This window comes from Cupriavidus necator, from assembly GCF_016127575.1.
Lineage (GTDB): Bacteria > Pseudomonadota > Gammaproteobacteria > Burkholderiales > Burkholderiaceae > Cupriavidus > Cupriavidus necator_D.
In genome coordinates, this window is record NZ_CP066020.1 from 334845 (window position 1) to 347396 (window position 12552).

Consider the following 12552-nt stretch of genomic DNA (forward strand, 5'->3'; position numbering starts at 1 on the left):
GCCCCCCTTCTGACATCATCAGCGCCTTTTACCCATTAACTTTGAGAATCCAACCCACTAACTGTGAGACAAAACTCAACAACTTTGAGACGTGACAGCGGATCGCGGGCATGCTCGATGCCGCCTACCCCCGCTACGCCTGTACCCGCGCAAAGCTCGCCGCGCGCCGCAACCATTATGGGCGGCCGCGATTCTGAACTCTCGCCTGCAAGCCATATCCGCCGCATAGCGGCGGCAGGGGTGTGGGATGGGTTCAAATTCAGTATATAACAGCGGGTATGGCAAAAATGGACTCCCTCTGGCTCAGCAATCCCAGCCTGGCCTACCGTGACTGGCAGGCGCGTGAGGCGGCTGGCTCTGATCGCCGCCCTTTCTCCGCGCGCTCGATCGTCCAGCACCAGGCGATGTTCGAGAACTTCCGACGACACTTGCTGGCGAGGAGCGCGACCGTTGCCTCATTTGGCACCGCCGATATTGAGTCGTTTTTGCAGACGCCCGACGCTAGGTCATACTCTCCGGCCACACGCATGCGGTACGTGAAGCTGCTGGACCGCCTGTGCCGGCATCTGGTCTTCGCCGGTGTGCGCCTGGACAACCCAGCCGCCCTGATGCTTTCCGCCGAGCGCTGGCCAGACCAAGAGCCCACACCCCAGTTCCTTGACGAGGCCGAGGACGGGCGGCTGCAAGCCTATCTTCAATCCCCTGCCGACGATCTGTCCGGCTTGCGTAGCCGGGCGATCGTCGCGATGTTTCTCGCAACGGGGATTACCGCGGCGGAAGCGCGAGCCGCGCGTTTGGGGGACCTAGTGCCGGATACAAACCCGCCCTATCTCTTCGTGACGGGACATGGGGCGCGGGACGCGCGCACTGTTCACGTGGCCGAATTCGCTGTATCGCTACTTCAGGCCTGGCATGCCCGCCGCTCAACGCTTCCCGTCCACGGCGACCTGCTTTTTACCCTTACCCCGGATGGCCGCCCCATCACCGACATGAGCTTTGGCCGGATCGTGGCCGCCGCGCTGGAAGCGATAGAATTCTCCGGCGTCGAGCCAAGTCCCCGCACGCTGCGCAATACTTTTTGCCGGCGTCAGCTGCTCGCTGGCTGTACGCACGACGACGTGACCCGGATCTTAGGACTTGCCAGCAATCGCACTTGCGACCGCATTGCCGCTACCATTTCGGCTGCCCGACGGCGAAAAATCCTGAAATGATCGGGGTTTCAGCGCATCTCACTATTGCACTCGCGCTTGCATTTGCTATTCTTCGCGGATGCGATGTACGCGATATCCCGCGCGCACGCATTTCTTAATCAGGTACGACTATGGCCACGAAAGCATCCGCGAAGACTGCAACGAAGACCGCCGCAAAGAAGGCTGCCCCCGCAAAGAAGGCTGCCCCGGCGAAGAAAGCCGCTCCGGCTAAGAAGGCTGCCGCAGCCTCCCCGGTTGCCAAGCCGCTGAAGGACACCTTCAACAAGTCGAGCCTCCTCGCCCATCTGGTCGCCCAGACCGAACTGGACAAGAAGACTGTCCAAACCGTTCTGACTCACCTGGAAAACACCATGGTGAGCGCGATCCACAAGAAAGGCGCAGGCGAGTTCACCTTCCCCGGCCTGTTCAAGGTCTCGGCCATCCAGGTTCCGGCCACGAAAAAGCGCTTCGGCAAGAATCCGTTCACGGGCCAAGAGCAGTGGTTCGCCGCCAAGCCGGCCAGCGTGAAGGTGAAGGTTCGCGCGATGAAGAAGCTGAAGGACGCCGCGATGTAATCGCTACGGTTCCCGCGAACCAAAGGAAAAGCCCCGAGATTTTGCTGATCTCGGGGCTTTTTTTTCGTAGGCTCTCTGAGAAGAGAGAGTGCTGAGGCGTAGCAAATTACCACCACGCCAACTTGGAAGTGCTACAGATCGGCGAGATAGGCGATTGCGCATCCGCCGTCCGTGCCGGCCAGGCGTTGGCCCTCACGACAGACGGAGAAATCAACTACCTTGCGTTCGATCTCGCTGGCCAACTCGCGCAATTGCTGCGCGGCTTCGGCGGGACCGGCCGTCCCCTGAAACGTTGGGCCACCAATATCAATGTCGACAATGAGGTGCATGATCTGACCTCACGCGGTAATCCGGCCGGCAGCAATTTCTCGTTGGATCTGTTGCATGCCAAGCTCGATGGAAGCAGCCACAAGCCGCTCCTGTTCCTCACTTAGAATATGGTTGTTCGAAGTCATAGTTGGAGCCAGAAAAGAAAAGCCCGCTCCCCTTTCGGAGATGCGGGCGTGTTGGATGATGGGCAGCCTTACTGCGCCGCCAAGGCAAGTACATCGATGACACCGTCAGCCTCGTCGACGAGATCCGGCGTTTGCGAGATGAAGAACTCCCGTTCGTAGCCACCGATACGCAGCACTTCGCGCTTCATTTTCATGAAGGCGCGCTTGCGCTCAGGATCCAAGGGGCCATCGGCCTCATCGGTAAAGAGGGTCTGGAACGGTTGCTGCGCGTCCTGCGCCCGGTAAAGGGCGATTCCACGCGTCAGACACTCGTTGATCCATACCTTCTGTCCCCCTGACATCACGGAGAAATCCTTCGTGCTGTCGTTGTCGGCGTCGATCACGTCGATGGCAAAGCCTTCCCGCTTCTCGCCGTTGGCCAGCTCGGTCTGCGTCTGAATCGCGATGGTGAATCGCGGTCCGTAGCAGGCAAGCAACAGGTCATTGACGATCTGCGTGATGGCCGGGCCCGCGTCATCGATAGACAACGCAATGACGCCATCATTGCCCAGGCCCTTTGCCAACAGCTTCCACTGCGCGATCTGGTCGGACAGCGCTTGCGTCTTGGCCTCTGCCGCCGGCAAACCTGCAAGCTCGGCATCCAGGCGCTCGCGCTCGGCCACCAGCGTGCCCTCCTGCCGAATCAGTGCTTCGATCCGGCCGGCGATGGCAGCGCCACCCTCCCGGCTGGCAGCGATCTGGCGGTCCATCTGTCCCAGCATGCCGGTCACATCCTCTGTGGCCAGTGCTGCCAGTTCCCTGCGCACCGCTTCAAGCTGGGCTTGCACGTCCGCAGCATCCCGCTTGTGGCGGTCTACGCGCGCCGCTTCTTCCTCAGTCAGTGCCGTCAGATCACGATCAGCCTGCACCAGCCCTTCGCGCGCGGCGTCGAGCATTGGCTTCCTGGCCGCCAGCGCCGTGAGACGCTGCAGCGACTGCTGATCACGCTCCAGGTCGGCCCGCAGTGCCGCGAAGGCGCTCCGCGCCTGGGCGCGCGCCGCAAGCGAGTCCTGCATCGACTGCGCCTGTGCCAGCTTCTTGCGATAGCTGTCGCGAAGCGCCTCGACCGTCACTGCCTGCTCACTGAGACCGGCTTTGGCATTGCGCGCCTGTGCCAACAACGGGCAGGCGGCGTGCATCGGGTCGTCCCAGCAAGGAACCGTCTCGATGACGTCGGCCTGCAGCTTCAGCGACTTGACCAATTGCGCCGCCGAGGCACCGCGTTGTTCCAGGCCCTTGAGCTCGGAACTGAGCGCCGCGTGCTCGACCTGCACGGCATCGAGCTTTTCAACAGTCGCCTGCTGGCTGGCCAGCTCCGCCTGCTTCCGGCCGATGGCCAGTTGCAAGGCATCCCGCTCGCCGGCGGCCGATTCGATGGCCGAGGCCTCCGCCAGCACTGCGCGGTGGCTTGCCGCATTTCGGTCCAGATCGCGTCGGCGCACCGCAGCACGGCCGGCAGCCGCCTGCTCGTCGCTGCCCAGCAATACCGCACGCTGCTCCAACTCACCCTTGCGCTGGTTCAATTCCCGCAACCGCGCTTCGGTACCGGCATTGGCCTCCTGCTTCGCAGCCAGCGTCGCGCGTTCCTGCATCAGCTTGGCGCCCGTGGCCGTCTCCACGTCCCGGGCCTCGCGCTGGGCATCCAGGCTTTCGCCTACCTGCCAGATCTCCTTGGCAACCACCGCGGCGCGGTCGCGCTTTCCGGAGAGAGTCAATACGTCGCGCTGCAGGGTATCCAGCGAGCGGGTGAGCAGTTTGGCAACCTCGCCCGCTTTCGCCGACAAGTCGCGCAGGTGCTCGATCCCGAGCAGTTCGGCAAGCAGCTTCTTGATCTCGCCGGCCTGGTAACTGGCGAGCGGTCGGCGGTTCTGGGCAGAAAACACGCTGGTGAAGAACGCCTCGGGCGACCCGAGCACGGCCTCCAGACACCGGTTGTAGGTGTCCGCCTTACCGTCCGACAGCGTCCCGTCAGCCAACTGCAGCGGCTTCCAGTCACCTCCCGCGTCCTTCTCGAACAGGTAGTACTCGGCCTTGCGGCTCTTGCCAGGATTGCGGAACGCGAACGCTGAGCGATACGTCTTGCCGCCGTGCTCCCACTCCAGATCCTTCTCCGCGCGCGGGGCGCAGAGATGGTCCCAGTACGAGAACGCGTCGACTGACATCTTGCTTGCGTGGCTCGGCATGATGGGAAACGGGTGCAGGTTGTCCATGATCGTGGTCTTGCCAGCCCCGTTGGGGCCGACCAGGGCGATCAGGCCACCCGGCAGCGTCGTCAGGTCCACCGTGACGCTATCGCGCTTCATGCCGTCGCGGATCCCGTAGAATCCCGTGAGCATCAGTTTCAGTGGACGCATTCGGACACCTCCGTACCATTGAAGGAGTGAAGGTATTCCGGCGGCATTTCCATGACGTTGTCGTCAAACACTGGCAGCTCGGCAACGACAGGAGCATCGCGTTCCGGCTTGCCAGCGATTGCGCGCTCCAGGGAGCGACGCGCTGCGGCAAACTCGCCGGCGGCCATCTTGATCACGGCCGGCCAATCCTCAAGGCCAGTGATGGCCCTGAGTTCGAGTTGGCTCCACTGGGAAGCCAAGCCGTTGGACGCCGACCAGATCAGGTCCTGCAGCTCCTTGGAAGGTGCCACGGCAAGGAAGGTATTTCGGCCGACTTCACCAAGGGCCAAAACCAGCATGTGACCGCGCTTGGCGATCACCGTACCGCGGCCCTTGCCGAACGGCTCGTACAGCATGCACTGCGTAAATTCATGGGCGTCGGCCAGGCGCTTGGCCATCACCGAGCGGTCCATGCACGCTTCTTCAACGAAGAGCCAGTCGGGACCGGCGTGGTACAAGATCATTTTTGCACTCCTGGAAAAGGACGGAGTGCGCCCCAGACGGGAAGCACCCGTCTGGGTAGAAAGAAAGAAAATGGATACTGCGGGGTCGATGCGTCAAGGACGCGGAGAAAACCGGGTTTCGGCAGCCTCTAGGGCTGTCGGAACATGGCTCACATGTTCTAAGGTGTGGGCGTATCGCTACGCAAACAGATCATCGGTCAGCCAGTCCATCGCTGGGGCAGTTAGCGATGACGACGGCAACGCCGGCTTGGCGTCCGTTTCCTTCGAGCCTGGCGGCACCGGAGGCGCACCGACATCGTCTTCCAGCTCCATGCCAACCAGCGCCGTTAAGACATGTGGCAACACAGGCTCGGGTGGGGATGCATCGGATGCTGCCGCTACCGGATCAGCCACAAGATCCGCCAGCACGCGATCGGCAATCGACTGCGCATCGTTCGTCTCAAGCATCGAGAGGCAGTCCATGAGCGGATTGGCCTCAACACCCGTCAACTCACACCAGCGTCCCAGCTTCTCGGGCAATGTTGCGGCCCGGCTGATGCCTTCGGCCCGGCTACGAACTGCCGGTAGCACCCGGGCTTCGAGCTTCACCTCGGCACTGGCGCCAAAGAGAGCCGTGATGGCCTCCCGGTCCACAAGCTGGCGGTGCTCCTCGTTGACCGTCCAACGGATGCGCACGAACTTGTCGGCAGCATCGGTGGCCATCTCGGTCAGCTGCGCCATATCCGGCGGGCCGTCGAAGTCAATGCAGACGGACTGGCGCGCCGGTGTCGCCACCAGCGAGGCCTCGGTCCGGCGGGGAGCAATCTGCCAGCGCAGGTAGCCCTTTTCCCCAATCTCACCATAGTGGAAGCGCCCGATGGAGCCCGGATAGGCCACCACCCTGCCCTCCTGTGCCCATTGCTGGGCGCGGTGAATGTGCCCGAGCATGAAGGCATCGCAATCGGCATCGAACAGCGCGCCAATGGTGAATTCGTAGTCGAATCCGGCCATCGGCACCCCGTGCTCGGTCTGGCACCCGTTGACCGTACCGTGGGACACGCCGATCGTGCGCGCGCCCCTCGATCGCCATTGGTGATTGACGGTACCCGCAGCCCTCAGATAGTCGGCCAGGTGATCGCCGACTGCCGTGGCAGCACTTGCAACGCCAGCCGCGGCCGCCAGCACAGCCTTATTGACCGTCGGCACACAGGTGAACACCACTTCCGGTATGCCGTGCTGTGCTAGCAGCACGTCGATCTCCGCGGTGTCGAAGACGGGCCCCACCGACGGCACAAAGTGCCCTGCGCATAGTGCAACCTGATGGATGCGATCCGCGACATAGACGGGATACTGTGCGCCGATGAGGCGAAACAGGTCCAGCGTGCCCGGGGGCTCGTGGCTATATGTGCCTTGCAGCATCAAAACGGGCATGCGTGCTGTCAGCTGGTGAACTCGGCGTGCCAGCGCCGAGAGCGCCGGTGTGTGCGCGTCCAGGCGGTGGTCGGTGGAATCCCCAGACACCACGCCAACTTGGCACCCGCCGGCAATCGCGTCATCGACCGCAAAGCCGAAGCAGCGGTCGGCCTCTGCCAGGTGGCCAGGGGAATAGTGCAGATCCGAGAAGTGCGCGACAAGCAGGCTATCGCCTTCATTGTGCATGGTATGACCTCCAAAGAAATGTGCCGGCGTGCGGCAGGAAAAGAGAAAGGGAAGCCATATGGCTTCCCCTGACATGCCGGCACGAGGCTGGCGAAACTACGGTGCGACTTCGGCAGCGATCGCGGCTATCTGTTCGCGGAACGCAAGCGGATTGGTCAGCGCTGTGCGCATTTCGCCAAGCAGTTGGCGAACGTCCTGGTCACGCTTGGTCCAGCCGCGCCCAAATGTGGCAGATGCGTAGATGCGGAACTGTGCCCGGCCTTCCTGATTGGCCAGGCCCAGACGCACCATCAGATCCTCGAACTGGCTTTCCAGGTCGTCGCCGTCGACGGGCACTTGATGCGCTGCAGTGGCATCAACAACCTGCGACAGCTTCGTCGCTTCATCGCCCTGCAGAGGCGTCTGCTCCGTTGGCTGGACCTCGTCTTCCAACGCAGCAACTGCCTGCGTCGCCATCTCGAGTGCCGGCGCACGACGGTCCGACCCGTCCAGCAGGGCAGCGATATCGATCTCCGCGTCCAACGTGATGAGCCATTGCATCTGGCGCACCGCCCTTCCGCTATCATCGATGCGGCTGATCTCCACCTCCTGCTTGGACATCCAGAACTTGACGCCCACCAGCCTGCCGCGCGCCAACGCCACGGTCTGCATGGCGGCGTGAGCCTTCTGCAGGACGTAAATCGAGGTTGTCGGCATTTCGATGAGGCCAAGGCCGGAAATGGCCGGCAGCGCGAAGTAGAAACTGGCCGACAGGTTGCAATTCCCATCCTGGTATTGCGGGCACATGTGTGGGTCGCAGATACCGTCAGGGATATCGTCGTCCTGTCGCAGGATGATGGTGCGGCCGCCCCAGGTTCGCTTCGCGCGATTGGCGCGAGCATCGCGCACTGGGGGCGCGTACATCTTGCAGTAACGCCTGCCGTCCGGCCCGTACTCCGAGAAGAACTGGCGACCGCTCTGCGTCCATGCAACGAGCTGATTGGGCATATTGCTCAACCAGTCGTCGAACGCGAAGATGACCGGGAATCGCCAGAGACGGAAGCCGTTGCCGTCGCCACGATCCTCACCGTAGCGCTGCACGATCTCTTCAGCCACTGCGGGGTTGGCAAAGTCCGAGCCGCGGCAGGTGAACCACGGCACGTTCTTCGGAACAAGAGGCGTTTTAATTCCGGTTGCCCGGGATATCTCCAACCCCATACGCTCGAAGCTCTGACCCTGGGCCAACATCCGGTCATGGATCTTGACGGCTTCAGGCTTCTCACGTGCAGCCTTGGTCAGAACCTTGATGCCGGGCCGGATCTTGCCAATGATCGGTGGCCGCGTGGGCCGCTCCTCTAGCAGGCTCCGGCGTCCGCCAGGTTCGCTGTAGGTGATGGGTGCATGCATGGTACGTCCTTTCTCCTGTCAGGAAAGCGAACGACGTCGGCCCGGATGGACGCAGCATGCTCCCGAAGGCGCTGGGCTGTGTCGGCCCCGCGCTGGGTCGTTGCGGCGATGGGAAAGCCTGACGCGCAGGCTTCCGAAAAGACTGGCGGCGCCATTGGCGCGCCAGAAACGAAAAAAGCCCGCTCCGGATTGCGCCGGCAGCGAGCTTTGCTATTCAGAACCTGCAATGCCACGCCCCTTCCGGGGGCGTGGCACTCAGGGAGCGGCGCACAATTGCGCGCTGCTCGATGCTGAGGACGTAAAGTCGTCCTCGTGCAGCATGGTCACGCTGCACAGCAACCCATTTCGCGAACCCACAGGTTCGGCCGCAGGTTCACGGATCGGCTCGACGGCTGCCGTTCTGCCCGGGAGGGGCCTTTGAGAGAGAGCTCCACATGATCCCGGGCTCGAACGGTGTCAGTCGCGTGCGCTCACAAGGAGGCACCGCGAGAACGCGTATTACGAGCTGATGAGGGAAGTGTTCGGCGAAAACACTTAGCACAAGAAATATCCACACTGGTAGCCAACCAGTCGGCGCGTGCGCATATGCACGACTTGAAGCAGAAGATGGACTCGCCAGGAGTCAGGGTCGATGCGTCAGTGACGCGAGGTGTGAATGCATTGTGGCACAGAAAATCCGTCGCAAAGAATGCGAAAGCTCGCCAATTTGCCATAGCTTTCAAAGTCATCGAGTGCCCGGTTGTGTCCGACAATTTCACCCTGAGAGAGCGCTTCCGAGAACATGAAAAAATGGCCGAACAGGATCCACCCAAGGTATCAGCCAGTGGGCTCAGACCCATTGAGCGACACAACAGCGAAGAACGGCTAAGCCGCCTCACGCCGACGACGGCTTCAGCTACCCTCCACGCCTACTGCTCAAAGTTCGCGCGCGACTTCCTGGATGCACATTTCTACTACGCTTCATCCAAGTTCGTCGTGGCGCGTGGCGGCAAGGTCAAGGCGCTGGATGAAGCGTTTCGCGACGCGGAGGATTGGTATGGCAGTGCACTGAGCTGGCTTTCGAAGACCGATCAGGTCGAGATTCCCCTCTTCTACGAGGAGAAAGAGGTCAAGGTCTCCCATTCCTTCGCCGGCCGGCTGCTCAGACTGCTGATGCAGTTCGACCGGATTTTTGTTGAGACGCTCTACAGCCAGGAATGCGGGTCCATCTCTGCGGACCAACGCACCACGACAATCCAGATCGCCGCAAAGCGGATCACCGCGATTCACCAACTCTGCATCCCGGACACAGACAAGTTCGGACCCGACGGCACACTGATTTCATCTCACCGGAGCTCCCCCGATGGACATGCGTGACATCGAGCAGCTGCATGCTCAATACGCCCAACCACCCCTTACGATCGACATCTCTCCGGCGGGTGCAGCGACGGCGCCGCATCTTGGCTATGGCGGCACTTCCACCGCACCAGCAAGGGCCTCCACCTCCCCGTTCCCGTTCGCGTTGCGCGGCAATCCCCGGCTGCTGTGGGGGCTTGGCTTCGTTTCCGCCGCAGCGCTCATGTTCATCATTGGCACATCTATTGGGAAGCGGGAATCGCGTGCCGGCACCGAGCAGGTGCAGCCGGTTCACTCCGCTCCCGAAGCTTCCGCGCGTGTTCCGGCGGCCGACGGCCATGAATGGCCGCGCAAGACCAACAGCGTCCCCGCATCGGAAGTAGCTCAGAGCACTGTATTGCCGGTATCTGGCGAGGCCGCAGTGGCGTCGACGTCCGCAGCATCCGCTGCCGCCGTGCCCGCGGAGCAAACGCGGGAGCGATCACCAGCGGAGCCGAAGGCGGAGACAGTGAAGCGATCTGCGGCCCCGGCTGCGCCTGCCCCTGCGCTTGCCCCTGCACCAGCACCGGCGAGGGCCGCGACCGTACTGGCCCCGGCCAAGACTGCACAGCAGCTGCCGACTAGTGCCGCGCCGGCGCGAAACACAGCGGCGCAGCATGCCAACTCCCCCACCGACATCAAGATGTTCTGAGCGCCATGGAAAATCCTCCCATCTTCAGCGTGCTGCGTGCCGGCATGAGCATCCACGGCGACATTGTTTCGGACCATGGCTTCACTTGCCTGGCGCTGGTCACCGGCAACATTGGCGCTTCCCGGGGCCTATTGCATATCGCGGCAGGCGGTGTAGTGCACGGCAACGTCGATGGCGAGCACGTCATTGTGGACGGTGTGGTCGAAGGCGATGTCGTCGGTCGGACCTCTTTGCTGATCAACGGCCGAGTGAAGGGCCGGATCATCTACGCGGGCACTATCCGGCTGGGACCGAATGCCGCCCTGGACGGCACCATCACACGCATTCAGGCGGTCGGCTATGCACCATCCCCACAAAAGGAGGGGGTGGCCGTCACTGACTCTGCTACCGAAGCGGTGGAGCCTGCGAGCAGTTGAGGAACATGTTCCTTCCAACAAATCGAAAAGCTCAGTTCCACACCCTCTCTTTCGAGAGCAAAAAGGCCCGGCAGAAATTTTCGCCGGGCTTTCTCTTTTAGTACATGCGTCGCAACGTCATCAACTCCGCCTGTGTAGAAACGTCAGGGAATGCGACCCACGGAAAGTCCACGCCGCTGGCGGGATCTCGAAACGACACATACGGAAAGTCATTGGCCAACTGCACTCTGAAGATGCGCCCGCTTCCGTCCTTGCCGCGCACTTCGTACATGGCCCCATGTACTAGATCGAATACAACCCTTCCCCGCTTTAGCGTCACTGAGAATGCGGGTCCTTGCACATATCGCTGGTCCATCCAAGCGTCATACTCCACCTGGATTGCGTGCTGCCTGACCAGGCTCTGCCACTCATCGAAGAGTGTATGAAAGCGCTCCTTGTGGAAATGCGCCACAATGATTGGCTGCCGTTGCATAAGTCGCCCCGCGACTCGTTGCCCGTCACTCCCGATCGTGGTACGACAGGCATTGCGGCCAGGAAACGCAGGTCGCTTCGCATCAGAGGTCCGGAACAGCCATCGAGGGTATCGAGAATAGAAATCAGTCAGAATCATTGGCAACGAGAGAAGAAAAAGGCCCCGGCACTGCCGGGGCTTGGTGGACCTAAAAGCGACTACTTCCATGCCAAACATCGGCATGGAGCGTCGTTCGCTTTAGGGCTGAACAATTACGATCTCGTCATGCAATGAGCTCGATCGCAGCGTCCCAAGCGCGCTGCTTGAGTGCCGCGCCGGCACCGAACCACGCCGAATCCAGCCGATTGCCCGCATTGCGCGCTCGCTGCTGGTGATCGACGTACTCGGTGACGCTGTTCACCAGCCCCCAGGCAGTCCCGGCCGCCGATTCCAGCGTGGCACCACGACCGTTGCCCTCGAAGAGATTGAGCACAGCCTTCAGGCCGCGCTCGTTCACCTTGTCGGGACCGTTCGAATCCGGCTTCGTCCACGGGTACGTGAACAGGCGCTGGAAGAAGCGTTCCGATTCGACCTGACTCACCTTGCGGTCGGCCAGTTCATGCATGCGGACCATGAAGCCATCCCACGACGAGATGGCGATGCCCAACTCTTCCTTGACAGCGCGCGGGTCGAACTGGCTGCGGTGCGGCACCTTGACGGCGCCGCGACTGCGGCCAAGCGCAATCTGCAGCGTGTTGTTGCAAACCACCCGCACCGACGTGAACTGGGCGGTGGTGGCCAAGGTGCCATCACAGGCCGTGGCCAGCAGCAGGTAGCCGCGCACCTCGTCGACGCCGGCGATCTTGGTCGACTGTCCCGTACGCGCGAGCGCCCAGAGCTTGCGACCTTCCTTGAGCACACCTGCCGTTTCAAGCTGGTAGCCACCGACCTCCGTCAGATCACGATAGAAGTCCAGGATCTCCGAGGGCTGGACGACCTGGTACCGCTTGGACACTGTTGCAAGCGGCTTCTTGGTATCCGAGCGAAACAGCACCTTCTGCTGGGGGAACGAATGAAGCGGATCGAGATCGTGGGAGCCGGCGCGATACATCACGTCGGTTTCCTCGATTCGCCAGTTCATGCCAGCAGCGTCCGCCCACACTTCGAGCGGCTGATTGCTTTCGAGCTGGTTGCCCAGGCCGTGCCACGGGGTAGCGCCGACATAAGCCATGGTTTGAACGAGATGAGACATGGGATTGCTCCTGAGAATGGGATAGCGCGAGCACGGCCCCAAGGCCGGTCGCAGGAAAGAAATGGGAAGATCAGAATTCGCAGCGAGCAGGACTGCACGCGTGCGGGGCAAGACATGGCGCTTTCCGTGGCCGCACTCAGCGGGTCCAGGGCAACACGCCATCACGGCTACAGCAAGAATTGGAGGTGCATGTGGGCAAGGGATAATGCCCACAGAGACGTCCCCACAGGGTTCGTCCCTGTGGGAAGTTGCAGAGGATGGCCGGCA

Annotated in this window: 12 protein-coding genes; 7 read left to right on the top strand and 5 right to left on the bottom strand. The window is 61.9% G+C overall.

What is annotated here, in order from left to right:
- Nucleotides 1-278 precede the first annotated feature (278 nt).
- The 3 genes from I6H87_RS33600 to I6H87_RS33610 all read left to right on the top strand — a co-directional run bounded on the left by I6H87_RS33600 (nt 279) and on the right by I6H87_RS33610 (nt 2199).
- Entirely contained in the window at nt 279-1211 is a 933-nt protein-coding gene (locus I6H87_RS33600; protein WP_041688722.1) for a tyrosine-type recombinase/integrase, read from the top strand.
- Nucleotides 1212-1321: 110 nt separating this feature from the next.
- Nucleotides 1322-1765, top strand: a complete 444-nt coding sequence (locus I6H87_RS33605; RefSeq protein WP_011154199.1) for an HU family DNA-binding protein — start codon at nt 1322-1324, stop codon at nt 1763-1765.
- A gap of 122 nt (nt 1766-1887) precedes the next feature.
- Nucleotides 1888-2199: a hypothetical protein gene (locus I6H87_RS33610; protein WP_041688724.1), complete on the top strand. Its 312-nt coding sequence runs from the start codon at nt 1888-1890 to the stop codon at nt 2197-2199.
- Between the two features lie 89 nt (nt 2200-2288).
- Here the strand turns inward: I6H87_RS33610 and I6H87_RS33615 are convergent, their stop codons facing one another.
- The 4 genes from I6H87_RS33615 to I6H87_RS33630 form a co-directional block, all read right to left on the bottom strand.
- Complete coding sequence (locus tag I6H87_RS33615; protein ID WP_011154201.1) at nt 2289-4613, bottom strand: nuclease SbcCD subunit C; 2325 nt, start codon at nt 4611-4613, stop codon at nt 2289-2291.
- A complete protein-coding gene (locus I6H87_RS33620; RefSeq protein WP_011154202.1) occupies nt 4601-5116 on the bottom strand; it encodes a hypothetical protein in 516 nt (171 codons plus the stop codon). Before I6H87_RS33620 ends, I6H87_RS33615 begins: the two co-directional genes overlap by 13 nt.
- 177 nt (nt 5117-5293) lie before the next feature.
- Nucleotides 5294-6754 (bottom strand): metallophosphoesterase family protein, encoded by a 1461-nt coding sequence (locus I6H87_RS33625; RefSeq protein ID WP_011154203.1) that lies wholly within the window; start codon nt 6752-6754, stop codon nt 5294-5296.
- Nucleotides 6755-6850: 96 nt separating this feature from the next.
- Nucleotides 6851-8140 (bottom strand): recombination directionality factor, encoded by a 1290-nt coding sequence (locus I6H87_RS33630; RefSeq protein ID WP_011154204.1) that lies wholly within the window; start codon nt 8138-8140, stop codon nt 6851-6853.
- 594 nt (nt 8141-8734) lie between these two features.
- Here I6H87_RS33630 and I6H87_RS33635 point away from each other — a divergent pair.
- The 4 genes from I6H87_RS33635 to I6H87_RS33650 all read left to right on the top strand — a co-directional run bounded on the left by I6H87_RS33635 (nt 8735) and on the right by I6H87_RS33650 (nt 11327).
- A complete protein-coding gene (locus I6H87_RS33635) occupies nt 8735-9496 on the top strand; it encodes a hypothetical protein (protein ID WP_231881526.1) in 762 nt (253 codons plus the stop codon).
- Entirely contained in the window at nt 9483-10166 is a 684-nt protein-coding gene (locus I6H87_RS33640; RefSeq protein ID WP_011154208.1) for a hypothetical protein, read from the top strand. Before I6H87_RS33635 ends, I6H87_RS33640 begins: the two co-directional genes overlap by 14 nt.
- Nucleotides 10167-10171: 5 nt before the next feature.
- Complete coding sequence (locus tag I6H87_RS33645) at nt 10172-10582, top strand: polymer-forming cytoskeletal protein (protein WP_011154209.1); 411 nt, start codon at nt 10172-10174, stop codon at nt 10580-10582.
- 421 nt (nt 10583-11003) lie between these two features.
- Complete coding sequence (locus I6H87_RS33650) at nt 11004-11327, top strand: hypothetical protein (RefSeq protein WP_157886317.1); 324 nt, start codon at nt 11004-11006, stop codon at nt 11325-11327.
- Here I6H87_RS33650 and I6H87_RS33655 read toward each other — a convergent pair.
- Nucleotides 11317-12285: a DUF932 domain-containing protein gene (locus I6H87_RS33655; RefSeq protein WP_011154211.1), complete on the bottom strand. Its 969-nt coding sequence runs from the start codon at nt 12283-12285 to the stop codon at nt 11317-11319. The genes I6H87_RS33650 and I6H87_RS33655 overlap by 11 nt on opposite strands.
- Nucleotides 12286-12552 lie beyond the last annotated feature (267 nt).